Here is a 23,161-nt window from a genome sequence, read left to right as displayed (position 1 = left end):
CCTGCGATAGCAGGCATAATGCCTATGGTGCACTGCGATTAATGAGGGTCGTAATCGCGATGTTCCTTTGCTGAGACCCAGGCGGCCTGCACGCGGGCCGGGATTCGATCTGCGCGGCGGTTCACGCATCCCCTGCATGAACGGCCTGCCGTACCGGGCATGAACCGGGCGAGTAAAACGCCTGCGCGCGCCGGCCACACCTTCGCACATCTCTTCTCCCCGGGTTCCACGCTCATGTTCGACATGCGGCCCCTATCTGGAATCGATTGATGAAACCCGCACGGAATTCGCTGTGGTCACGTATTGGCCGGCACGTCATGCTTGCCGTCGCCGCAACGGCGATCGTCGCCACCGCGACGTTTGCGTACTGGCGGCACGAGCAGCAGGGCGCAGCCACGCAGGCCGCGCTGACAGGCATTGCAAGCCAGATGCGCAGCGACGCATCGGCATGGACGCGCCGCGAGAAAGACGCCTCCGCCATGCTGAGCGACATTCGCGAACAGCACGTGGCGGCAATCGGCGTGGGCCGCAATGCGATTCTGGTTTCCACCACGGCGGGCGAGCAGTATTTCGTGGCGGACCATAACGGCGCGTTTTCGAACGCGCTGCTGCTGGGTGAACTGAAGGACGCAACGCGCTCGCCGTATCAACTGGTGTGGCTGCCGGACGCGGACGTTCGCACCGGCGCCGCGCGCTGGACCAGCGTCGTGGACCGCACGCGCGACATGCTGAGCCTCTTTCTGCCGCTCGTCATGATCGGCGGGCTCGCGTGGTTCATGCGGCGCGAAATGCGCGGCGGCGCGCAACTGCTCGAACGTTCGCCCGCGCTGCGCTTTGGCGACGTGATTGGCGCAGGCGAAGCCAAGGCAGCGCTCGCCGACGTGCAGGCTTATCTCGCGGCGCCCGCGCAGTTCACGAGCATGGGCGTGCGTGCCCCGTGCGGCGTGCTGATGACGGGCGGCCCGGGCGTCGGCAAGACGCGTCTTGCGCAGGCGCTGGCTGGCGAGTGCGGCGCGAATTTCATCTCCATCACGGGCAGCTATTTCAGTGCGAAGTACTACGGCGTGGGCATCCAGAAGGTTCGGCACCTCTTTGAACTCGCGCGCAAGAACGCACCCACGGTGATCTTCATCGACGAAGCCGACGGCCTCGGCAAGCGCACCGACGCGGGCGGTGGGTCGGTGGAAGCGGAGAGCAACCGCATCATCAATCAACTGCTCGCGGAGATGGACGGCTTCGAGTCCAACGAAGGCGTGATCGTGGTGGCCGCGACGAACCATCCGGACAATCTCGACGAAGCCCTGCGCCGGCCAGGGCGTTTCGATCGCACGGTCAACGTGCGATTGCCTGACCTCGAAGACCGCGCGCAGATTCTGCGGTTTTACGCGACGAAGCTGAAAACGAAGATCGACCGCATCGACTTCTATCAGCTCGCGCGGCTCACCACAGGTTTGTCGCCGGCTACGCTTTCGATGATCGTGAACCAGGCCGGGCTGCTCGCACGCAAGGCCGGCGACCACGAAGTGATGTCGGCACACTTCATCGAGGCCATCAAGATTGCGCGCATTGGCGACGTGAACGGCACGGAGCGGGCGCTTTCCGAAGAGGAACGCATGCGCATTGCCGTGCATGAGGCCGGGCATGGCCTTGTGGCCGCGCTGCTCGGCACCGGCGTGCTGGAAGAGGTGACCATTCTGCCGCGCGGCGGCGCGTTGGGCGTGGCGCTCATCACGAAGACGCAGGACAAGCACCTGTACCGCGAAACGGAAATGCGCAACGAGATTCAGGTGCTGCTGGGCGGCCGTAACGCGGAACTGCTGGTGTTCGGCGAAGCGTCGAGCGGCGCGGCGCAGGACCTGCAGGAGGCCTCGCGCATCGGGCTCGACATGGTTTCGAAGTTCGGCTTCAACGCGGACGGCAACCTGTTCAGCCTCGCGGCGCTTCCACAGCAGGTGGCGGGCTTGCAACTCAAAGGCGCGATTGGCCACGCGAACGTGCTGCTCGCGGAATTGAACGACGCGTGCCACGCGCTGCTGCAAGCGAATGAACCGGTGCTGCGCGAGATTGCGGACCGGCTGCTCGAAGTGGAGACCGTGCCGGGCGAGACGGTGTACCGGCTCATTCAGGAACACGCGGCTACGGGTAGCGGTGCCGTGCGGCTCGCCCAGGAAGCGGCCGCAGCCTGAAAACCCACGCTGCAATCAGGCGTCGGAACAACGATTAAGCCGCATCCAAGGACTTTTAAGCCTCGGTGAACTAACGTTCGACATGCCGTTCAACGACTGTTCACTCGAGGAGAAAAGCAATGAAGAAGTTCTGGATGACGCTTGCCGCGACTGCCGTGGCCACCGCAGGCATTGCTGCCCACGCGGACGAAACGGGTTACGCGCCTCCCGTGGAAAACCACGCCGCGCACCCGTCCAGCGCAGCGGTGGCACGCAAGGCGATGCGCTCCGCGGACCGCAAGCTCTCGAGTGCCGTGCGCAAGGCGATCGTGAAGGGCGGCGGCGTCGACACAGCCCACCTCACGGTGCTCGCACGCAGCGGTAAGGTCACGCTTACCGGTACGGTGCCGGAAGAAGGGCAGATCGCGCTGGCCACGCAGCGCGCGCAAGGCGTGAGCGGCGTCGCGGACGTGACGAACCGGCTCGCTCTCGCCTCGCCGGGCCACTGAGGACGGCTGGCTTGCAGGCCTGAATTTGCCGACCTGAATTGAACCAGGACTGCGGACCACGAACCAGGAACCTGCGAGCCAACGCAGCGCACATCGCCTGAACCCCACGGCGAACCGATAAGGCGGCGAACGGCGCAGGCGCCGTTCAGCCCCGCCGTTCAGGTCTCTTACGCCTTCCTTTCTTCTGCCTGCGCAGCCATTGCCGCAATCACGCCTTCGGCATACGCCGCATCGGCACGGCGGAAATGCTCGACCTGCCGTTCCACGATTTCCTTCGGCACACCGTCGATGGCCGCTGCGATGTTCGCGAACAGACGCTCACGCTGAGCCGCGTCGAACAGACGAAACAGCGCGCCCGGCTGGCTGTAGTAGTCGCCGTCTTCACGATGGTCGTAGTGGTCCACGGTGCCGCCCGCAAGCGGCGGCTCTGCCGCGTTGCGGTCCTGCGTGAAGTCGCCGAAGCGGTTCGGCTCGTAGTTCACCGTGCCGCCCAGGTTGCCGTCGGTGCGCATCGCGCCGTCGCGGTGGAACGCGTGGTGGAACGGACACTTCGGCGCATTCACCGGAATCTGGTGGTGGTTCACGCCCAGCCGGTAGCGCTGCGTGTCGCCGTACGAGAACAGCCGCCCCTGCAGCAGACGGTCTGGCGAGAAGCCGATGCCCGGCACCACGTTGGCCGGCGTGAACGCGGCCTGCTCCACGTCCGCGAAATAGTTCTGCGCGTTGCGGTTCAGTTCGATCACGCCCACGTCGATCAGCGGGTAATCCTTGTGCGGCCAGACCTTCGTGATGTCGAACGGGTTGTAGGGCACCTTCGCCGCATCGGCCTCGGGCATCACCTGGATGCGGAACGCCCAGCGCGGGAAGTTGCCCTGGTCGATGTGCTCCACGAGGTCGCGCTGCGCGCTTTCGCGGTCGGCGGCGATCACCTGCGCGGCTTCCTCGTTGGTGTAGTTCTCGATGCCGTTGAGCGACTTGAAGTGGAACTTGACCCAGAAGCGCTCGTTACTGGCGTTGATGAACGAATACGTGTGCGAGCCGAAGCCGTGCATCTGGCGGTAGTTCTTCGGAATGCCGCGGTCGCTCATGAGGATGGTGACCTGATGCAGCGACTCGGGATGACGCGACCAGAAGTCCCACGCGGCCACGTTGTTGCGCAGGTTGGTGTACGGGTCACGCTTCTGCGTGTGGATGAAGTCGGGGAACTTGAGCGGGTCGCGGATGAAAAACACGGGCGTGTTGTTGCCCACCACGTCCCAGTTGCCTTCCTCGGTATAGAACTTGATGGAGAAACCGCGCACGTCGCGCTCGGCGTCGGCGGCGCCGCGTTCGCCGGCTACCGTCGAGAAGCGCATGAAGAGCGGGGTTTCCTTGCCGGGCTGGGCGAAGACCCCGGCTTTCGTGTACTGCGTGATGTCGTGGGTGACCTTGAGCGTGCCGAAGGCGCCGGAGCCCTTGGCGTGCACGCGGCGTTCGGGGATGACCTCACGGTCGAAGTGGGCGAGCTTTTCGAGCAGCCACACGTCCTGGAGCACGACCGGGCCACGCGGGCCCGCGGTCATCGAGTTCTGGTTGTCGGCAACGGGCGCGCCGGCGGCCGAGGTGAGATGGGTGAGGGTGTTGGAAGTCATGGCCTTGGGTCGACGCGAGGTCGAAGAAACGGGATGGAGCGCGGCGCAATCCGCCGCGTGCAGCGGACGCAACGCGCAGGACATGCGCCGCCTCTGCGGCACGTGGCGTCGACCCTCAGCCCGCGGAAGACGCCCTGAAAACGGGCGGCCTCACCGCGCGCTGAAGGCCGGCGCACCGCGTGCTTTACGACTGCAGGAACGCGAGCAGGTCCGCATTGACCTCGTCCGCGTTCACCACGCACATGCCGTGCGAGGCCCCGGCATAGACCTTCAGCGTGGCGTTCTTCACGATCTTCGCGGAGAGGCGGCCGGCATTGTCGATGGGCACGATCTGGTCGTCGTCGCCATGCAGGATCAGCGTGGGCACGTCGATCTTCTTCAGGTCTTCCGTGTAGTCCACTTCCGAAAACTCGTGGATGCACTGGTACTGGCCGTAGATGCTGCCCGCCATGCCCTGGATCACGAACGCGTCGATAGCCGCCTGCGAAACCTTGGCGCCCGGCCGGTTGAAACCGAAGAACGGCGTTGCCAGATCCTTGTAGAACTGCGGACGGTTTTCGGCCACGCCCTTGCGGATGCCGTCGAACACGTCGAGCGGCAGGCCGTTGGGGTTCGCGTCCGTCTTGATCATGATGGGCGGCACGGCGCCGATCAGCACGGCCTTCGCCACGCGCTTCGTGCCATGACGGCCGATGTAGTGCGCCACTTCGCCGCCGCCCGTGGAGTGACCCACGAGCGTTGCTTCGCGCACGTCGAGTGCGTCGAGCAGCGCGGCGAGGTCGTCGGCATACGTGTCCATGTCGTTGCCCTCGAACGGCTGGTCCGAGCGGCCGTGGCCGCGGCGGTCGTGTGCGATCACGCGAAAGCCGTGCTGCACGAGGAACAACATTTGGGCATCCCAGGCATCGGCATTGAGCGGCCAGCCGTGCGAGAACACGACCGGGCGGCCAGTGCCCCAGTCCTTGTAGAAGATCTGCGTACCGTCTTTCGTGGTGATGGTGCTCATGTGTGTGCTCCTGTGAGCGATGGCGGCCACGCGTCGCACGGAGTGCTGCGGGCTGCCAACGCGGTTGAAAAGAACGTGATGCCTGACTGATGCGGCACAACCGGCACGACCGGCATAACCGGAACAACCGGCACGACCGGCTGGCGCGTGTGTCGCGCCAACCGACGCGCCGCACTACGGTGCAGCGACCCGCGTGATGGTCGATACCCTGGAATCCGCGGCCTCGCTCGGCGCAGACCAGCCCCCGCCCAGCGACTTGTAGAGCGCGACCAGCGCGAGCGCCGTGTCGCGGTCGGTCTGCGCGAGCTTGTCGTCGGCGGCGTAGAGCGAGCGTTCGGCGTCGAGCACGGGCAGGAAGTCCACCAGACCCTGGCGATACAGGCGCGTGGCCACGGTCACGGCTTCGCGGTCGCTCGCGGTTTCCGCGCTCAGTTGATCGCGACGCACGCGCGACTGGCCATACGACACCAGCGCTGTCTCCACGTCGCGCAGCGCGCCCAGCACGGTGCGCTGGTAGGCGGCCGCGGCGGCGTCGGTGCGCGCCTCTTCGGCATGCACCTGAAAGCGCACGCGGCCCGCATCGAAAATCAGCCAGCGGATGCTGGGCCCCACCGAGAGGTACCGGCTGGGCGAGGTGAGGAACGTGGAGGCATCCAGACTCTCCAGCCCCGCTGCGCCCGTGAGCGAGAAGTGCGGATAGAGGTCGGCCTTCGCCACGCCGATGCGCGCGTGGGCCGCCGCGAGCCGGCGCTCTGCCGCGCGAATGTCGGGGCGCCGCTGAAGCAGGTCGGAGGGCAGGCCGACGGGCACGTCGGCGACCGGCGCCGGAATGGCCTGGGGCGCATCGAGTTGCGCGAGCAGCGCTTCGGGTTGACGCCCCACGAGCGCGCCGATCCGATAGATCGAGCCGCGCGCGTCCGCGGTGAGCGAGGGGATTTCGGCCTGTGTGTCCGAGACCAGCGCTTCGGCACGCAGCATATCGAGGCGCGACGCAAGGCCCGCGTCGAACTGGGCGCGCGTGAGCACGAGCCCGTCCTGCTGGATGGCGAGATTGCGGCGCGCCACGTCGAGCCGGCGCTGCGCGCCGCGCAGCTCGATATAGTTGCGCGCGATTTCGGCGGCCAGCGTGAGCCGCACGTCCTCGCTGCCGGCAACGGCGGCTTCATACGAAGCGTTCGCAGATTCGACGCTGCGCCGCGTGCCGCCGAACACGTCGATTTCCCACGACGCATCGAAGCCCGCTTGCCAGAGGTTGCCGTTCTTGCCCGGACCCATGCCGCCGGGTTGCACGCCGGTGGGCACGTTGGCGCTGCCGTGCGTGCGGCGATAGAGGCCACCGGCATCGACCTCGGGATAGTCGGCTGCGCCCGCGATGCCGCGCAACGCGCGGGCTTCACGCACGCGTGCCTCGGCTTCGGCGATATCGGGCGCGGATTGCAACGCGTCTTCGATCAGCGCGTTCAGCGTGGTGTCGCCCAGGTTCTGCCACCAGCTATCGAGCGACGCGTCGGGCGAAGCCGCCTTCGACGAAGCCTGGGCGCGCTCCCGATACGCCGCGGGCAGCGCCGTTTTGGGCGCCACGTAATCGGGCCCCACGGTGCAGCCCGCAACCATGCCGGCCATGACACAGGACACCGCGCCCGCGAGCCACGCCCGCGAGCGTCGACGCCCCCGCGCTAGTTCAGGAATTCGAGCCATTTCGGCTGCTCCCTGATGAAGATCCGCGTTTCCACCGACATGCCCGGCGCGATCCACTTCATCGCCTCGCCGGGATTGTCGAACTCGATCTTGACCGGCACACGTTGCACGATTTTGACGAAGTTGCCCGTGGCGTTTTCCGGCGGCAGCAGCGCGAAGCGCGAGCCCGTGCCGCGCTGGATGCTGTCCACGTGGCCGCGCAGGTGCAGGTCGGGGAAGGCATCCACGTCGACGGCCACCACCTGGCCGGGACGCACGCGCGTGAGCTGCGTTTCCTTGTAGTTGGCGATGACGTAAAGGTGTTCGGGCACCACCGAGAGCAGCAATTGACCCGGCTGCACGAAGTTGCCGGGTTCCACCGTTTTCTTCGCAATGCTGCCTGCTTCGCCGGCATAGATCTTCGTGTACGTGAGGTTGAGCGCGGCCTGGTCCACGGCGGCGCGCGCCTGGGCTACGGCGGCTTGCGCCGTGGCGGTCTGTGAGCGTACGAGTTTCGCTTGCGCCTGGGCGGCCTGAACGCGAACCTGCGCTGCGATTACCGAGGCACGCGTGCTCGAGGCCGCCGCCTTGCCTTCGTCCACGCGCTGCGAAGACACGGCGCGAATGTCGGATACCGATTGCAGGCGGCTCAGGTTCACCTGAGCAAGCTTCGCGTTGGCTTCGGCGACTTCGAGTTCGGCCCGCTGACGTGCAATTTCCGCATCGGCCACGGGAATCTGGTCGCGCGCTTCCTGGAGCTTGCCTTCGGCATCGGCGAGGCTTGCTTTGGCCTGCTCCAGTTGCACCGCGTAATCGCGCGGGTCCAGTTCGATCAGAAGCTGGCCCGCTTGCACCTTGCTGTTGTCGTCCACGTAGAGCTTTTTCACGTAGGCCGGCACCTTCGGAATGACGGATACGACGTGGGCGTCCACGTAGGCGTCGTTCGTGCGCTTCTCGTAGAGATCGGGCACGAGGAAGTACAGCGCGATGAGCACGAGCACGGCGAGCCCGAGCGCGCCGAAGACCAGCGAGCGCCGGCTTGCGGGCGGCACGGCGACCGGAGGTGGCGCGGCGGGACCAGGCGACATCCCGGCCGCAGGCGCAGCCGCATTGCGCTTTTCAGCGGGCGTTTCGTGCAGCGGGGTCTCGCTCATTGCGACCTCCTGTCAGCGGAGGCGGCGAGTGACGGGAGCGCATCGTGCCTTCGGGCCGGTCGCCGTGCGCGGGCCGCGCAGCAGGTTGTGTCGTGATTCATGATGGTTTCTTCGGAACGGGCGTGAGCGGCGTGAGCGGCGTGACCGTCGCGGCTGCAACGGGCGTAGGCGGCACGAGCGGGAGCACGCAGAGCGTGAGCACGCCCACGGCGGCCATGAAGGCGAACGCGTCGGCGTAGGCGAGCGTCGCGGCCTGATGCGCGGTCTCTTCGGCCAGCATGCGCACTGCGGCGCGCGAACTGTCGAAGCTCGTATAGCCGCCGTTGCCCGTGAGCGTGGCGCCTAGCGTGGCAAGCCAGTCGCGCGTGACGTCGCGGTCCATGCGGACGTGGTCTGCGAGGCGCGACGAATGCAGCGTCTCGCGATGGGTGATCAGGATAGTGAGCAGCGCCACGCCCAGCGACGCGCCGAACTGGCGAAACGTCATGTAGAGCGATACGCCGTCCAGCAGCCGGTTCTGCTCGATTCTCGCCACGGTGCCGCTGCCCACGGCGGGCAGGAGCGGCGAGAGGCAGGCCGCATAGAGCACGAGCGGCAGCACGAAGTAGGGGCCGGGCGTGCCCGTGGTGAGCAGCCGGTGGAATACGACCATCGAGGCGATCAGCATGACGAGCGCGATCGCAATCGTCTTGCGCTGGCCCACGCGTGTGATGAGCGGCACGATGAGCGGTCGCATGGCCGCGGCGGAGAGCGCGTAGACGCACATGATCTGGCCCGTCTGCGTCGCGCTGTAGGTGTTCGCCGCGAGGTTGCGCAGGAATTCGGGCAGCACGAAGACGCTGCCCGAGAGAATCATGCCCGTGAACACGCCCAGCACCGCGGACGAAAGCACGTGGCGGTCGCGCAGCAGATCGATGCACATGAGCGGCGAGCGATTGGCGGAACTGCCTTGCCAGGCCACGAACAGCACGAATGCAGCCGCGCCCGCGAAGGCGAGCGTGCGCAGATGCGGCGAGCCGAACCAGCCGTCTATCTCGCCGCGATTCAGAATGACCTGCAGCGAAATGAGCGCAATGGCGAGCAGCGCGATGCCGGGCCAGTCCGTCTGCACGACGCGTTGCGACGAGGCGGGCGGCATGACCGGAAAGTAGCGGGCAATGAGCCACAGCGCGGCGCCGGCATAAACGAGGTTCGGCAGGAAAATGAGGCGCCAGTCGTAGTGGTCGGTGATGTAGCCGCTCGCGAGCAGACCGGCGGCGCTCGACAGATAGAGCACCGTGGAGACGCGCATCAGCGAGGCGCTGCGTTGCGGCTTGGGCATCAGCACGTAGATGCTCGCGCGCCACCACACCACGAGCCCCGCCGCGGCGAGGCCCTGCAGCGCGCGCCAGACAAGCATCGTCTCGAAGCCGGGCGAAAGCGCCACGCCCATCGAGGTGCCCGCGAAGGCCACGATGGTGGCGAGCAGAAAGCGCCGATAGCCGACATGGCCCGCGAGCCACACGGAAACCGGTACGCCGAGAAAGAGCGCACAGCTGTAGAGGGTGAGCAGCCAGCTTGCCTCGTCGCCGGAGACGCCGAGCGAGCCCGTGAGGTCCGGCAGCACGAGATTCATGCTGTCGAACGTGTAGAACTCCATGCCGGTGGCGAGCCCGAGTCCCATCAGCAGCGGTCCGGTGTGAGCGGGGGGAATGGTGGGCAAAGCGGCGGATGCGGCGGCGCCCCCTGCCTGCGCCGGGGCGTGCAATGCGGAGGTCGAACGGGCAAGGTCGGTCATGAATGACGGCTCAGGTGATGCGTGCGGGCGAATCGACGGAAACGGTGCAAACAAAACGGTACGACGCACGAAAGCGGTGCCGCCGTGCTTCGCCGCTAGTCCTTCCAGTGCGAGCCGAGAATCAGGCCGCAGAAATTTCTGCGGCGGTAGTTCGGGTCGCACCGTTCGAGCACGTCGGCATTGGCGGTGCCGAAGGTGGTGAGCGGGCGCCGCTCCATGCCTTGCGCGAACGTTTCGAGAATCTGTTCCTTGAAGCGCGGGCCGCGCGGAAACGCGTTCACCACTTCGTCGCGATCGGCCTGGCACACCTCGTCGAAGTGCATGCCGAGCAGGTCGGTTTCCACGCCCGCGCCCAACAGCGCCGTGAGCGAGGGCATTTCCGCGTGCAGGCCGAACGACGTGTGAAGCGCCACGGCGCGGGCGGCTTCGGCCACGTCGTCGTCGCGCACGCCGTGGCACGAGAGAAACGCCTGCAATGCATTGGCGCTGTCCAGCTCGAAGCGCTTCTGCGAATCGCGATAGAGCGGCGTGAGCCCGATGTCGTGAAAAAGCGCGGCCACGTAGAGCAATTCGGTGTTGCAGGCCAGCGCGCGATGCTTGCCGACCAGCGCGCCGAACAGAAACACGCGCACCGAATGCCGGTAGAGAATGTCCGGTTCCATCGCCATGACCGTGGCGAGCGCGGCCTGTGCCATGGTGCTGTCCGGTATCGGAATGCCGGCGACGCAGCGGCTCATCGTGTCTCCTGTCACAGATCGAGCAGTGCGGCGAGCGAGTAGTGCCCTGCGCCCCCGATGGCGATGGTGCCGAACAGGATCAGCAGCATCCACGCGAACTGCCCCTGTTCCACGGTCCATTCGGGATGCACGCGCAGCAGTGCGATCGCGGTCACGGCCATGACGGGCAGCGCTGCAAGCCGCGTCGCGACGCCCAAGATCACGAGCACGGGGCACACCACTTCCGCGAAGATCGCGAACGCGATGGTGAGCCGCTTGCCGAAGTGAAATGGGTCTTCTATGGCCGCGGCCTCGCTGGCGTAGTGCCGCACCTTCGGCAGACCGTGCACGATGAGCAGCAGCACGCTCGCGCTCACGCGCAGGAAGAGCAGGGCGATGTCGTTGGAGTGCGCTGCGAAATGCGTCGTGATGCGAGCGAGTGCCAGGTTCATGGTGTGCGATCCGGGTGACAGGGAACGAAGCGCGATCAGAACGCGAAGCAGCTACAGCCGAGCGCGCCCCAGAAGCCGTTGTCGTCGCCCGTCGGTACGTTGCTGCGCCATGCCCACATGTGGCCGTGGCCGTGCACGCCGCACTGGTTCGAGCAACCGTCGATGCAGGCGCGCGCCGTGGCCTCGGCCGCAGTCATCGATGTGGCCGAAGCAGCCGGCCGATAGCGGCTGTAGCCGCCGAACTCCGCCACCGGCGACCACGTGGGGCTCACAGGCAGCGCGGGCGGCGCGAGCGGGCTGAATTCCTCGTCGGCGTAGACCACCTTGCCGTTCACCACGGTCAGCACCGACGAGAGGTACTTGATGCGTTCTTCGTCCACGGTGAAGAAGTCGTCGGTAAGCGCGGCGAAGTCTGCGTACTGGCCCGGCACGAGGGCGCCCTTGCGGTCGTCTTCGTTCGAGAACCATGCGCTGCCCACGGTGTAGCGGCGCAGCGCTTCCATGCGTTCCAGCCGGTTGCGCTCGGGGTACAGCAGCGTGCCGCCCACGGTACGGCCCGAGATCATCCAGTAGAGCGAGACGAACGGGTTGAAGCTCGCCACGCGCGTGGCGTCCGTGCCCGCGCCCACGGGTAGGCCCGCCGCGAGCATCTTCTGGATGGGCGGCGTGCGTTGCGCGGCTTCCTCGCCGTAGCGGTGGATGAAGTACTCGCCCTGATAGGCCATCCGGTGCTGCACCGCGATGCCGCCACCCAGGGCGGCGATGCGGGCAATGTTGGCTTCCGAGATGGTTTCGCAGTGGTCGAAGAACCAGCGCAGGCCGTCGAACGGCACTTCGCGGTTCACTTCTTCGAACACGTTGAGAAAGCGGCTGATGGATTCGTCGTAGGTGGCGTGCAGGCGGAACGGCCAGCGGTTCTGCACGAGCAGCTTCACAACGCCCTTCAGCTCGGTTTCGAGCGACTCCGGCAGGTCCGGGCGCGGCTCGAGAAAGTCTTCGAAGTCCGCGGCGGAGAACACCAGCATTTCGCCCGCACCGTTCACGCGCAGGAACTCGTCACCGTCGCCGGGCTTCGTCATCTTCACCCAGCGAGCGAAGTCGTCGATCTCCTTCTTCGCGTTCTGCGTGAACAGGTTGTAGGCGATGCGCATGGTCAGCTCGCCGCGCTTCGCGAGTTCCATGATGACGGCGTAGTCGTCGGGGTAGGCCTGGTAGCCGCCGCCTGCGTCGATGGCGCTCGTCACGCCCAGCCGGTTCAGCTCGCGCATGAAATGGCGCGTCGAATTCATCTGGTCGTCATACGGCAGCTTCGGGCCTTTGGCGAGCGTGGCGTAGAGCAGGCCCGCATTGGGGCGCGCGATCAGCATGCCCGTGGGGTTGCCGCCGCGGTCGCGCTGGATCTCGCCGCCGGGCGGGTTCGGCGTGTCTTTCGTGTAGCCCACGGCGCGCAGCGCGGCGGCGTTCAGGAGCGCGCTGTCGTAGAGGTGGAGGATGAAGACCGGCGTGTCGGGCGCAATGGCGTTGATCTCTTCGAGCGTGGGCCCGCGGCGTTCGGCGAACTGCAGCTCGTTCCAGCCGCCCACCACGCGCACCCACTGCGGGGCCGGCGTGCGGGCCACCTGGCGGCGCAGCATGTCGAGCGCGTCGGCGAGCGAGGGCACGCCGTCCCAGCGCAGCTCCATGTTGAAGTTGAGGCCGCCGCGAATCACGTGCAGGTGCGAGTCGTTGAGCCCCGGAATCACGGTGCGGCCTTGCAGGTCGATGCGCCGCGTGTTGGCGCCCGCGCGCTGCATCACGTCGCGGTCGTTGCCCGTGGCGAGCACGCGGCCGTCCTTGACGGCCAGCGCCGTGACGAACGAGCGCTTTTCGTCCTGGGTCGCAATCTTGCCGTTGAAGAAGACCGTATCCGCGGTCGCCGTGTCGTCGAACTGGGCAGTCATCGTGCGTTCCTGTAGGTGGGTGGACAGGGCTGTCCGAAATGGCGTGAAGGCGATGGGCGGTGGCGGTGCGGCCGTGTGGTGGTGTGGCCTGGTCGCCGTGTTGAGGGTCGCCTCGTGCTGCGCCGTCTGTTTTTCAACACTACGCAAGGGCTGGCTGAAAGTCCTTAGCCGCACCTGAAACGTTCTGAAGCAAGCGCGCACGCGGGCTGAACGGCGTGCATCGATGCATAACGGGAGGATGCGGGCGGCGGCGGGCAGCCTCAGGCCGAAGCAGGCGGCCTCAGGCAGAAGCAGGCGACAGCGCGGCAGGAGAATTCAGAACGATTAAATCGGTGCGGCGGCGGCGCGTTGTTACGATGGTTTCGCGTCCTGGCCGTGGCGCGAAGCTCTGTCGCCGCGGCACCTGCAGGCGCTTTTTCTCACCATTGCGCACCGCAAGGACCGACGTCATGCAATACGTCTACTCGCTCTTATCGGGCCTGCTGTTCGGCATCGGCTACGGGCTGTTGGGCCTGAAATCGCCTGCGCCGCCCTTGATCGCGCTGGCGGGGCTGCTGGGCATGCTGGGCGGCGACCAGCTCGTGACGCAGCTGAAGGCGCACCTCGCGGCCCGCAACGCGCCGGCTGCGGTGAGCGCGCCGGCGTCCACGTCGTCCATGCCCACCCACACCTCCACGCCCATCGTCACCGCGCAGCGCGACGCGGGTGCCGACGACCAGCCGAAGCCATGAGCACGGCGCACGAGAGGACCCCGACATGAACTTCCCACCGTCTGCCGTGCAGGGCGGCCAGCCGCATGAGGTGCATGAGGTGCACGAGGTGCGCGCCGAAGCATCGACGCCGCAACGCCTCGTCACCATCCTCGCGTTCATCGCGGGTTACGTGGACGCGTTCGGCTTCGTCGCGCTGTTCGGCCTCTTCGCCGCACACGTCACGGCGAACTTCGTGCTGATCGGCGCGAACGTGGTGGGAGAGGGCCAGGGCATGCTCATCAAGCTGCTCGCGTTTCCGGCGTTCATTGCGGGCGTGGCGGTGGCCCGCGGTGTCGTGGGCATGGCGCAGCGGCGCGGCGTTTCCGCCGAGCGCGGCCTTTATGTGCTTCAGGCTCTCTGCCTGTGTCTGATGATGGCGGCGGGTCTCGTCGTCTGGCCCCACTACGGGCCCGAGAGCGCGTGGGCCATCGTGGCGGCGCTCTTCGGGGCCGCGGCCATGGGCGTGCAGAACGCCCACAGCCGGCTCGTGCTGCCCGGCCAGCCGCCCACCACGATGATGACGCTCAACGTCACGCTGGGCGTGCTCTACACCATCGACGCTCTCACCGGCCACACGAGCGACGCGAAGCGCGCGGCGCGCGAGCGCCTTGCCGACATCCTGCTGCCGGTGGCGGGCTTTGCCATGGGCGCGATCGTCGCGTCCATCGCGTTTGTGCAGGCTTCGTTCTGGGCGCTGCTGTTCCCCGTCATCCTGCTCGCCATCCTGGCGCTGCGTGCCGGAACAGGCTCATGCGCGGTGGCCGAATGAAGCGGCGGTTCGTGACAGGACGTGGCGGCCGGCTCGCCATGCGGCCGCGCCGCCACAAGAAGATTTAAGCGAACGCAAAGGACTCTTCAGCGCGGCGCGCATAACGTCATGCTGCGGGTGTCGCGTGGCTGGTCGCCGCAATGTCCGCCGCGTCGCGCCTGGGGTCACGGTTCACTGCGCGGGTCACTGCGCGGGTCACTTCGCGGTTCACGTCGCGGTTCACGTTACCCGCCGGCGGCCCATGAGCACGCTGCGAGCAACGCATGACGGATGCGGCCGCAGCCCGCGGTATAGCCATTCCTTCCTGTGCGAGGACACGCCAAATGGAAGAACTCGATCGTTGGGAACACGTCGTCATGCTGCTGTGGCTGCAGTCCGAGGCGCGTCAGCCGATGCACGCCGTGCGGCCCGAAGCGGCGCGCTCGCACGCGCGCGGCGGCGCAGGCGCACGCAAGCAGGCGGGCGGCAATGCCGCGCGGGCGGCGGCCGGCGTCGGGCTGAACCGCACGTCGATCATCGCGCTCGAGAAGCAGAACGACAGCTCGATGCTGGTGTCGTGGAGCGACTCCACGCGCTGCCGCTACATCGACCAGCGCTGGATCAGCGCCAAGTCGCGCTCGAGCGGCTACTGCGCGCTCACGGGGCGCGCCATCCGTCGCGGCGATCCGATCTACAAGCCGCAGTGGCGCGGCGCGCATCGTCCGGCGAACAGCATGGAGATGATTCTCGCCGCGGAGCTGGAACAGATGGCCGCGCGCTGAAGCAGAGATCCGGCTCACATGCGCGACTCACATGCGCAGCTTCATGTACGGCTTCACGCGCGACCCGGGCTCCGGCCGCGACGCTTGCCGCCCGAAACCAGTCCGGCGCCGCCCAACACGATGGACGGCGCCGTTTCGTAGTTCGCATTGCAATTGGAGAAAACAGCATGATTCGAAAGACGTGGATCTCGGTGGCCGTGGCGGCGTGTGCCGCCGTCTGCGTGCAGACCGCACAGGCGCAGGTGGTGGGCCATCAGACGATCGGCATTTCGGTGACCGAGGCCGACGCGATTCTCGCGGGCTGGAGCGTGAAGCGCTCCATCCTCGGCAAGCCCGTGTTCAACGAGCAAGGGCAGCAGGTGGGCAAGGTTTATGACATCGTCGTGGCGCCGGACAAGTCCGTCTCGTACGCGATCGTGGATGCCCAGCGCTTCGTCGGCATGCGTCACGACGTGGCGGTGCCCATCGAGCAGCTCGATTTCGCCGACGGCAAGCTCGTGCTGGCCGGCGCCACGCGTGAGGCGCTGAAGGCCATGCCGGTGTTCCAGTACACGAAGATGCCCGTGGTGCCTAAGCCGCGCGACGCCTATCAGCACCCGTGACGTGACATGAAGTGAAGTGCCTGCATGCCTTCGCGGCCAGTCGATCGTTCGGCGCCGCGGCCCGAAGGCATGCGCCGCCGCTCACTGCAAGCTGCTTATTGGAAAACCGGAATAGAAGCAAGCCGTACTGCCTGAGAGATTCACGCCTCCAATAAAAAAATCCTCTAATCAAAAATATCGAACATTCAGTTCGGAATATTTAAATCTTCGAATGAGGGGAATGCCGTAGCATGAGCGTGCCGCGCGGGGCGCGCCGGCAGGACTGATGACTTAATACCGACTCATTTGTCGAAAGACAGCTTGCAATGATTCAGATCGGGCAACTCCACGTCTTTCTCGAGAGCCGCGAAATTCGTTTGAACGGCGAACGGGTGCGTATCGGCAGCCGCGCATTCGATATTCTCGAATTGCTGATTCGGGCCGAAGGCGCATTGGTGTCGAAGGACGAGATCATCCGGTGCGTGTGGCCCACAACGATCGTTCAGGAAAACAACCTGCAGGTTCACATCGCCGCCTTGCGCAAGGCGCTGGGCCCACAGCGCGATCTCATTCGCACGGTGCCCGGACGCGGCTATTGTCTGGTCGGCGCGCTCAGCGACGCGGCGCCGAAGCGCAGCACGGCAGACCTCGTGCCGCCGCTGCCGGTATCCGCTTCGGCGCTCGTGGGGCGCGAGGCTTCGATAGCGCAGGTCGCGGATGCACTCGGCGCGCTGCGCATCGTCACGCTGGTGGGCTCGGGCGGCATCGGCAAGACGCGTGTGGCCACCGAGGTGGCGGCGCGCGTGGCATCGCGCTTTCCCGACGGCGTGGTGTTCGTTCCGCTCGCTTCGGTATCGGACCCGCGCTTCGTTGCAGACGCGCTCGCGGATGCACTCCCGGCTGCGCTCGCGGGCTCGCTCGGCATGGCGAGGCCGGCCGGCCGCCTGGCGCTTGCCGACATCGTGCCGGGCCTCGCGGGCCGGCGCATGCTGCTCGTGCTCGACAACTGCGAACATCTGATCGACGTGGCCGCGCAGGTGGCCACCGCGGCCACGGCTGCGAGCGAAGGGCTCTGCGTGCTGGCCACGAGCCGCGAGGCGCTGCGCATTCCCGGCGAACTGCTGCACCAGGTGCCGCCGCTCGACGTGCCCGGCGAGGCGGATACGGGCGACGCCATCGTGCAGGCCAGCGCCGTGCAGTTGTTCATTGCGCGCGCACGTGCCGCGGACGCGCGCTTCCCGCTCAACGAACGCACGCTGTGCCTCACGGCCGCCGTATGCCGGCGGCTGGACGGCATACCGCTTGCCATCGAACTTGCGGCGGCGCGCGCGGCGGTGCTCGGCGTGGAAGTGCTCGCGGACCATCTGGACGACCACTTCCGCATTCTGGCCGGCGGCTTTCGCACGGCGCTGCCGCGGCATCAGACCTTGAAGGCGATGCTCGACTGGAGCTATCGCCTGCTCGACGAAACCGAGCGCACGCTGCTGCGCTGGCTCGGTGTCTTCATGGACGGCTTCTCGTTCGACGCCGCGTATTACGTCGTGAGCGGCATGACGGGCAACGGCATGGAACGCAGCGAAGGAAGCAGCGCGCCGCGCGGCTTTTCCCAGCCGCAGTTGCTCGACGCGTTGAGCGGGCTGGTCGCAAAGTCGCTCGTGATTCGCGAAAGCGCGGACGCGGGTACCGGCACGGACACGCGCTACCGCTTGCTCGCCATCACGCGTGCCTATGCGCTGCAAAAGCTCGAAGACTGCGGCGAGCGCAAGGAGGCGGCGCTCGCGCATGCCACCTATTTCCATGCGGTGTTCTCGCAGGCGCCCTCGCTGACCAGTGGCCACGCGCCCGGCACCTGGTTTCTCGCGTTTCGCCGCGAACTCGGCAACTTGCGCGCGGCGCTCGACTGGGCCTTCGCGCCCGGTGGCGACGCGGTGGTGGGCATCGCGCTCGCGGCGGTCGCGGTGCCGTGCCTCTTCGATGCCTCGCTGATCGACGAATGCTGCGAACGTGCGCGCGCCGCGCTCGATGCCACGCTCGACCCCGCCGTGGCGCCCGTGCCGCCCGAGACGCGGTTGCGCCTGCTCGCCGCCTACGGCGCTGCACGCGTCTATACGCACGGGCCCGTGCGCGAGGTGCTCGACGTCTGGGCCGACGTGCTCACGCTCGCGCTCGAAACGGACAGCGGCGAGTATCAACTGCGCGCCTTGTGGGGGCTCGCGAGCGCCTGCCGCTACGCAGGCAACGTCCGCGCGGCGCTCGCGTTCGCGCAGCGCTTTCGCGCGCTCGTGACGCGGCAGGCCGATCTGCCGGTGGGCCTGATCGGCCTGCGGCTCGAGGCTATCGCGCTGCACTATGCCGGCGAGCAGGAGGCCGCGCGCGAGCGGCTCGACGAAATGCTGGCCGTCTACGCGCATCCTGTGCATCGCTGGAACGTAGTGGGGTTTCGCATCGAACACGGCATTGCCACGCGGGCCACGCTTGCGCGCGTGCTGTGGGCACAGGGCGAGACGCGCGAGGCGCTGCGCGTGGCGCAAGACGCGCTCGATGCCGCGATGCGCTACGAGCACGACATCGTGACCTGCTACGTGCTGGTGGAAGGGCTCGTGCCGGTCGCGCTGCTGACGGGGGCGCACGACGCTGCGCGAGAAGGCATCGCGCTGCTGGAGACGCGCGCGGCACGCACCGGCTTCGTGATCTGGAGCGCCTGCTGCGCCTGTTATGCCGCGAGCCTGAAATGTGCCGTCGATCCGCAGCCGGCTCATTTGCGCGAATTCGCCGCCGCGCTCGACGGCTTGCGCAAGACCGGTTATCTCGCGCCGCTCACCCTGCTGCTGGGCCAATACGCGCGTGGTTTGCGTGCCTGCGGACGGCACGACGAAGCCGCAGCCGCGCTCGACGAAGCGAAGCGCCACAGCGAAGCCAATGGCGAGCACTGGTTCGATGCCGAACTGCGCCGCATTGGCGCGAGCATTCCCCGCGTACACGGGCCGGGCGGCCTGAGCAACATGAGCGACCTGAGCGGCATGAGCGATGAAGTGGCCGCCGCCGCGCCGCTCGCGCGCCGTACGCTCAAATCTGCGTGATGAAGCGGTCGATCAGGTCGGGGCGGTCGAGCTGTTCCACCCACCATTGCAGCGCACGTCCCGCTTCGTCTTCGCGCCATGCGAGGTAGCAGTGCGTGAATTCGCGCATGCCCGTGACGCGGCGTGCCACCAGCTTGCCTTCGTCGATGGCGCGCTGGGCGAGGCACTCGGGCAGCGTGCCCACGGCGAGCCCCTCGCATTGCGCCGCGAGCTTCGCGGCGAGGGTGGGCACGGCGATGTAGGGCTGGCCGTCTTCGGTGGCCACGGACCGCGGTTGCAGTTCGCGCGAGGTGTCGCTGATCACGGCGCCGCGATAGCGCAGCACCGTTTCGAGGGAAAGCGGTTCGGGCAGCTGCGCGAGCGGATGGTTGGGCGCGACCGCGAATACGTGGCGCAGCGTGCCCACGGGCCGCGCCACGATATGCGGCAGCGGTGGCGGCTCGCCGGTTGCGCCCACCACGAGATCCGCGCGGCGTGTGACGAGCGCGTCCCACGTGCCGCCCAGCACTTCGGTGGACAGGCGCAGCCGCGTATCCATGGCGAGGCCGTAGAACGTATGGACGTACGGCCACAGCGCGCCGAACGGCAGGATTTCGTCGATGCACAGGCGCAGTTCCGACTCCCAGCCGTGCTGGATGCGCAGCGCCTTGAGTTCGAGCTGCTCGGCCGCATGCAAGAGGCGCCGGCCTTCTTCCACCACCACGCGGCCCGCATGCGTGAGGCGCGCGCGCCGGCCGCTGCGGTCGAACAGTTCGACGTTGAGATCGCTTTCGAGCTTCTGGACGAGATAGGTGAGCGACGACGGCACGCGGTGCAGCCGTTCCGCTGCTTCGGCAAAGGTGCCGGCCCGGTCGATCGCATCCAGTGCTTCGAGGGCTTCGAATGACAGCTTCATGGCCAGATTCCTGTTCGTATGGGGACGTCGCGGCGGGCGCAGGGCAAGTCGGCCGTGCCGGCATCCACGGCGCATCAGCGGCATCGTAGCTTGATTGGGGCCGGTTATGAGCGCGCTTCAGAACGTTTCAAGGGGCTTTGCCACCGCATGCATGCGGGTTTGCGCAGCATTCGACGTGCTCGCGGCGCGTCATGGTTCTCATCCGATGCAAGGAACGGCAGATGCCCGCCGTGCCGCATCCGCACGTTCAGAACGTTTAACCCGCGGCCAAGGCTTAACACGCGGGCCTTCGCTAACCTCGTCAATCCAGCCATGCCGCCTGCCGCGCGGCGCACCCGTTTGCCGAGGTCGACCATGAGCGCCAGCCCGCCGAACCCTTCCGCTTTGCCCGACTTGCCCGACGTGCCGGCAGCGGAACTCGATACGCCTTACTCGTCGCTCGAACATCGTCAGCACCAGATGTTTCCGAAGCTCTCTGCCGCGGAAATCGCCAGCCTGCGGCGCTTTGCGATGCCCATGCACTTCGCGGCAGGCGAATTCGTGTTCGAGACGGGCCAGGTGGCGCCGGGTCTCTTCGTGCTGCTGAAGGGCCGCGTGCGCATCTGTTCGCGCGACCGCCTGGGTCGCCAGACGCTCGTCACGGAACACGAAGACGGCCACTTCATGGCCGAGATGGCGCAGCTTGCGGGCAAGCCCGCGCTGATCGACGGCTTCGCCCTGACCGACTGCGACACGCTCGTGGTCACGCCGGAACGTCTGCGTGCCTTGATCGTCGCGGACGCCCAGCTGGGCGAGCACATCATGCGTGCGTTGATCCTGCGGCGCCTCGGGCTCATCGAGCAGGGGCTCGGGCCGATCATCGTGGGCGATGCCGGCGATGCGCACCTCGTGAGCCTGCAAGGTTTCCTGCGCCGCAACGCCTATCCGGCTTCCATCGTCGATGCCCGCACGGACGCCGACGCGGTGCGCCTGCTCTCGGGGCTCACCACGGGCCCCGCGGATTTCCCGCTCGTGTTCTGCCCCGACGGCTCGGTGCTGCGCGCGCCCGACGAGGCGCAACTCGCCACGCGCCTCGGTCTCGTGCCCACCTTCGAGCGCTCGCACATCTACGACGTGGCCATTGTCGGTGCGGGGCCCGCGGGACTGGCGGCTGCAGTGTACGCGGCCTCGGAGGGGCTCTCGGTCGTGGTGTTCGACCGGCGCTCGCCGGGAGGCCAGGCCGGCGCAAGTGCGCGCATCGAAAACTACCTCGGCTTTCCCACGGGCATCTCGGGCCAGGCGCTGGCGGCGCGCGCATTCCAGCAGACGCTGAAGTTCGGCGCGCATGTGGCGATTCCGGGGTCCGTGGTCGATGTGCATCGCGAGGTGGCCCGTGAGGTGGCCCGTGAGGTGGCCCGTGACGTGACGCGGGATGCGACCCGATCCTCCGCTGGTTTCGTGCTGGGCCTCACCGATGGGCAATGCGTGCGCGCCCATGCCGTGGTGGCGGCGAGCGGCGCCGCGTATCGCAAGCCCGCGGTGCCGGGGTTCGAGCGCTTCGAGGGGCGCGGCCTCTATTACTGGGCGTCGCCCATCGAGGCGCGGCTTGCGAAGGGGCAGGACATCGTGCTGATCGGCGGCGGCAACTCGGCGGGGCAGGCCGTGGTGTACCTCGCGGGCTTCGCGCGCAGCATCCGCATGCTGATTCGCGGCAAGGACCTGCGCGCGAGCATGTCGCGGTATCTGATCGATCGCATCGCGGCGCTGCCTAATGTCTCGGTCTGCACGGGCTGCGTGCTCGATGCGCTGGAGGGCGACGCATGCGGGCTCGCGCAGATTCACATCGTGCGGGACGGGGACGGGGCGCGAGCAGGGTTGGAGCCAGAAACGAAACCAGAAGCGGAACCAGAAGCGGAACCAGAAGCGGAGTCGGCCTGCGCCCAGGCCCAGGCCGACGGCAAGACGCGCGAGACGATCGCGACGCGGCACCTGTTCCTCTTCATCGGCGCGGATCCCAAAACGGACTGGCTTGCCACCAGCGGCGTGGAACTGGACAGCCGCGGCTTCGTCGTGACGGGACACCGCTATGCGCTGGAGACCAACGTGCCGGGCCTCTTCGCCGTGGGCGACGTGCGCTCGGAGTCGGCCAAGCGCGTGGCCGCGGCCGTGGGCGACGGCGCGGCCGTGGTCGCGCAGATTCACGCGTACCTGGCGAACATGAAAGCGCATGCGTAGCGACCAGCCGCCGGTCGCGTCGCGGGCGGGTTCAGTCCGCGTTCGTGTCCGGGGCCGTGGCCAGCGGGGCGGGTTCCGATGCAGGCTCCGACTGCGCGCGCCGCGATCTGGCGAGCGGCGACCCGCTGGGCGGCGAACCATTGCGCCGCCAGGCGCCTGGCGACATGCCCACCGTTTTCTGGAACACGCGGCTCAGATGGCTCTGGTCCGCGAAGCCGCAGATAGCCGCAATGTCCGAAAGCGGCAGGCCGGTTGCCTCGATGAGGTTGCGCGCCTGGGCCGTGCGCTGCTCCAGCAGCCACTGGTGCGGCGTGCGCCCCGTGGTCTTCGCGAACGCGCGGATGAAGTAGGCGCGCGACAGTTCGCATTCGCGGGCAATGTCCGAAATCGATGCGCCCGCGTGCGAGGCATTCATCAACATTTCCTTGGCCCGCGCTTCGGCCGCCATGGAAAGCGCGCCTTTCAGGGGCTTCAGCGGTGGCTGCGCATCGGGCACACCATGCGCCACGCGCGCGTTGCCGTATTGCCGCGCGAGATGCGTGCCGATGGCGAGTCCTATCTCTTCGACAAACAGCTTGCCGAGTGGGCCAGGCGCTTCGAGACCCGGCGCGAGCGCCTGCGCGAGACGGCCCAGCACGCGGTCTTTCTGATGCATGGCGCAGGCGAGCCCTGCGATGTCGGCAATGCCATGCTCGTCGGCGAGCCGCATGAGGAAGGCGCGCGGAAGCTCCACGAGCACGAAGTCGAAGCCGCCGTAGAGGTCGGCGCGGTAATCCTCGGAGAAATCGCGGATATAGATGGAGCCTGCTTCGAAGCGACGGTCCACGGCGCGCGCGCCGCGGAAGATCTTGCGCCGGTGCCCTGCTGCAAGCGAAACGCCGATCAGGAAGCCGCGCTCGCAGGCGGGCATCGCGATGCGGTCCAGTTGCGCCTCTTCCATGCACTTGCGGTAGAAGCGGATGTCGTCGCCATCGAACTGAACGTCTTTGAGCAGTTTGCTCGACACGCAACCCAGCGTGTCCTTCGACGCCTTCGCAGCGCCGGCCGTTGCGGTGTGTGCGTGAGACATGGGGCGGATTCCT

Annotated in this window: 18 protein-coding genes; 8 read left to right on the top strand and 10 right to left on the bottom strand. The window is 67.2% G+C overall.

What is annotated here, in order from left to right; genetic code table 11:
* Positions 1-269: 269 nt before the first annotated feature.
* Positions 270-2,186: an AAA family ATPase gene (locus P2869_RS27060; protein WP_277598509.1), complete on the top strand. Its 1,917-nt coding sequence runs from the start codon at positions 270-272 to the stop codon at positions 2,184-2,186.
* Positions 2,187-2,305: 119 nt separating this feature from the next.
* Entirely contained in the window at positions 2,306-2,674 is a 369-nt protein-coding gene (locus tag P2869_RS27055; RefSeq protein WP_017775246.1) for a BON domain-containing protein, read from the top strand.
* Between the two features lie 167 nt (positions 2,675-2,841).
* Here the strand turns inward: P2869_RS27055 and P2869_RS27050 are convergent, their stop codons facing one another.
* The 8 genes from P2869_RS27050 to P2869_RS27015 all read right to left on the bottom strand — a co-directional run bounded on the left by P2869_RS27050 (position 2,842) and on the right by P2869_RS27015 (position 13,027).
* Positions 2,842-4,305, bottom strand: coding sequence for a catalase (locus P2869_RS27050; protein ID WP_277598508.1), 1,464 nt, complete (start codon positions 4,303-4,305; stop codon positions 2,842-2,844).
* A gap of 184 nt (positions 4,306-4,489) precedes the next feature.
* Entirely contained in the window at positions 4,490-5,311 is an 822-nt protein-coding gene (locus P2869_RS27045; protein ID WP_277598507.1) for an alpha/beta hydrolase, read from the bottom strand.
* 174 nt (positions 5,312-5,485) lie between these two features.
* Positions 5,486-6,934, bottom strand: coding sequence for an efflux transporter outer membrane subunit (locus P2869_RS27040; RefSeq protein WP_277598506.1), 1,449 nt, complete (start codon positions 6,932-6,934; stop codon positions 5,486-5,488).
* A gap of 53 nt (positions 6,935-6,987) precedes the next feature.
* Positions 6,988-8,142 carry an HlyD family secretion protein gene (locus tag P2869_RS27035; RefSeq protein ID WP_277598505.1) on the bottom strand — a complete coding sequence of 385 codons (1,155 nt, stop codon included), beginning with the start codon at positions 8,140-8,142 and terminating at the stop codon, positions 6,988-6,990.
* A gap of 97 nt (positions 8,143-8,239) precedes the next feature.
* On the bottom strand, positions 8,240-9,919 hold the full coding sequence (locus P2869_RS27030) for an MFS transporter (RefSeq protein ID WP_277598504.1): 1,680 nt from the start codon (positions 9,917-9,919) through the stop codon (positions 8,240-8,242).
* Between the two features lie 95 nt (positions 9,920-10,014).
* Complete coding sequence (locus P2869_RS27025) at positions 10,015-10,656, bottom strand: HD domain-containing protein (protein WP_017775252.1); 642 nt, start codon at positions 10,654-10,656, stop codon at positions 10,015-10,017.
* 11 nt (positions 10,657-10,667) lie between these two features.
* Complete coding sequence (locus P2869_RS27020; protein ID WP_199542242.1) at positions 10,668-11,087, bottom strand: DoxX family protein; 420 nt, start codon at positions 11,085-11,087, stop codon at positions 10,668-10,670.
* Between the two features lie 35 nt (positions 11,088-11,122).
* A complete protein-coding gene (locus tag P2869_RS27015) occupies positions 11,123-13,027 on the bottom strand; it encodes an amidohydrolase (protein ID WP_277598503.1) in 1,905 nt (634 codons plus the stop codon).
* Between the two features lie 449 nt (positions 13,028-13,476).
* Between P2869_RS27015 and P2869_RS27010 the strand changes: the two genes are divergently transcribed.
* The 5 genes from P2869_RS27010 (at position 13,477) to P2869_RS26990 (ending at position 18,970) form a co-directional block, all read left to right on the top strand.
* Positions 13,477-13,758 carry a DUF1427 family protein gene (locus P2869_RS27010; protein ID WP_199542244.1) on the top strand — a complete coding sequence of 94 codons (282 nt, stop codon included), beginning with the start codon at positions 13,477-13,479 and terminating at the stop codon, positions 13,756-13,758.
* Between the two features lie 25 nt (positions 13,759-13,783).
* A complete protein-coding gene (locus tag P2869_RS27005) occupies positions 13,784-14,548 on the top strand; it encodes a YoaK family protein (protein WP_277598502.1) in 765 nt (254 codons plus the stop codon).
* A gap of 323 nt (positions 14,549-14,871) precedes the next feature.
* Positions 14,872-15,309: a DUF3331 domain-containing protein gene (locus P2869_RS27000; protein WP_126878740.1), complete on the top strand. Its 438-nt coding sequence runs from the start codon at positions 14,872-14,874 to the stop codon at positions 15,307-15,309.
* Between the two features lie 167 nt (positions 15,310-15,476).
* Positions 15,477-15,911: a PRC-barrel domain-containing protein gene (locus P2869_RS26995; protein ID WP_017775258.1), complete on the top strand. Its 435-nt coding sequence runs from the start codon at positions 15,477-15,479 to the stop codon at positions 15,909-15,911.
* A gap of 305 nt (positions 15,912-16,216) precedes the next feature.
* Positions 16,217-18,970, top strand: coding sequence for a winged helix-turn-helix domain-containing protein (locus P2869_RS26990; RefSeq protein WP_277598501.1), 2,754 nt, complete (start codon positions 16,217-16,219; stop codon positions 18,968-18,970).
* Here the strand turns inward: P2869_RS26990 and P2869_RS26985 are convergent.
* Positions 18,957-19,865 carry a LysR family transcriptional regulator gene (locus P2869_RS26985; RefSeq protein ID WP_017775260.1) on the bottom strand — a complete coding sequence of 303 codons (909 nt, stop codon included), beginning with the start codon at positions 19,863-19,865 and terminating at the stop codon, positions 18,957-18,959. The genes P2869_RS26990 and P2869_RS26985 overlap by 14 nt on opposite strands.
* Before the next feature lie 354 nt (positions 19,866-20,219).
* On the opposite strand from P2869_RS26985, the gene P2869_RS26980 reads away from it, so the two are divergent.
* Complete coding sequence (locus P2869_RS26980; RefSeq protein ID WP_277598500.1) at positions 20,220-22,079, top strand: FAD-dependent oxidoreductase; 1,860 nt, start codon at positions 20,220-20,222, stop codon at positions 22,077-22,079.
* 31 nt (positions 22,080-22,110) lie between these two features.
* Here the strand turns inward: P2869_RS26980 and P2869_RS26975 are convergent, their stop codons facing one another.
* Positions 22,111-23,148 (bottom strand): AraC family transcriptional regulator, encoded by a 1,038-nt coding sequence (locus tag P2869_RS26975; RefSeq protein WP_277598499.1) that lies wholly within the window; start codon positions 23,146-23,148, stop codon positions 22,111-22,113.
* Positions 23,149-23,161 lie beyond the last annotated feature (13 nt).

The sequence above is a fragment of the Paraburkholderia sp. SUR17 genome (genome assembly GCF_029536165.1).
Lineage (GTDB): Bacteria > Pseudomonadota > Gammaproteobacteria > Burkholderiales > Burkholderiaceae > Paraburkholderia > Paraburkholderia kururiensis.
The sequence above is the reverse complement of the archived record's forward strand: the minus strand, read 5'-3'. Positions and strand labels throughout refer to the sequence as shown.

What these genes read in the sequence shown, in the direction of transcription:
- P2869_RS27060 (WP_277598509.1), top strand. Translation starts at nt 270, where the DNA reads ATGAAACCCGCACGGAATTCGCTGTGGTCACGTATTGGCCGGCACGTC.
- P2869_RS27055 (WP_017775246.1), top strand. Translation starts at nt 2,306, where the DNA reads ATGAAGAAGTTCTGGATGACGCTTGCCGCGACTGCCGTGGCCACCGCA.
- P2869_RS27050 (WP_277598508.1), bottom strand. Translation starts at nt 4,305, where the DNA reads ATGACTTCCAACACCCTCACCCATCTCACCTCGGCCGCCGGCGCGCCC.
- P2869_RS27045 (WP_277598507.1), bottom strand. Translation starts at nt 5,311, where the DNA reads ATGAGCACCATCACCACGAAAGACGGTACGCAGATCTTCTACAAGGAC.
- P2869_RS27040 (WP_277598506.1), bottom strand. Translation starts at nt 6,934, where the DNA reads ATGGCCGGCATGGTTGCGGGCTGCACCGTGGGGCCCGATTACGTGGCG.
- P2869_RS27035 (WP_277598505.1), bottom strand. Translation starts at nt 8,142, where the DNA reads ATGAGCGAGACCCCGCTGCACGAAACGCCCGCTGAAAAGCGCAATGCG.
- P2869_RS27030 (WP_277598504.1), bottom strand. Translation starts at nt 9,919, where the DNA reads ATGACCGACCTTGCCCGTTCGACCTCCGCATTGCACGCCCCGGCGCAG.
- P2869_RS27025 (WP_017775252.1), bottom strand. Translation starts at nt 10,656, where the DNA reads ATGAGCCGCTGCGTCGCCGGCATTCCGATACCGGACAGCACCATGGCA.
- P2869_RS27020 (WP_199542242.1), bottom strand. Translation starts at nt 11,087, where the DNA reads ATGAACCTGGCACTCGCTCGCATCACGACGCATTTCGCAGCGCACTCC.
- P2869_RS27015 (WP_277598503.1), bottom strand. Translation starts at nt 13,027, where the DNA reads ATGACTGCCCAGTTCGACGACACGGCGACCGCGGATACGGTCTTCTTC.
- P2869_RS27010 (WP_199542244.1), top strand. Translation starts at nt 13,477, where the DNA reads ATGCAATACGTCTACTCGCTCTTATCGGGCCTGCTGTTCGGCATCGGC.
- P2869_RS27005 (WP_277598502.1), top strand. Translation starts at nt 13,784, where the DNA reads ATGAACTTCCCACCGTCTGCCGTGCAGGGCGGCCAGCCGCATGAGGTG.
- P2869_RS27000 (WP_126878740.1), top strand. Translation starts at nt 14,872, where the DNA reads ATGGAAGAACTCGATCGTTGGGAACACGTCGTCATGCTGCTGTGGCTG.
- P2869_RS26995 (WP_017775258.1), top strand. Translation starts at nt 15,477, where the DNA reads ATGATTCGAAAGACGTGGATCTCGGTGGCCGTGGCGGCGTGTGCCGCC.
- P2869_RS26990 (WP_277598501.1), top strand. Translation starts at nt 16,217, where the DNA reads ATGATTCAGATCGGGCAACTCCACGTCTTTCTCGAGAGCCGCGAAATT.
- P2869_RS26985 (WP_017775260.1), bottom strand. Translation starts at nt 19,865, where the DNA reads ATGAAGCTGTCATTCGAAGCCCTCGAAGCACTGGATGCGATCGACCGG.
- P2869_RS26980 (WP_277598500.1), top strand. Translation starts at nt 20,220, where the DNA reads ATGAGCGCCAGCCCGCCGAACCCTTCCGCTTTGCCCGACTTGCCCGAC.
- P2869_RS26975 (WP_277598499.1), bottom strand. Translation starts at nt 23,148, where the DNA reads ATGTCTCACGCACACACCGCAACGGCCGGCGCTGCGAAGGCGTCGAAG.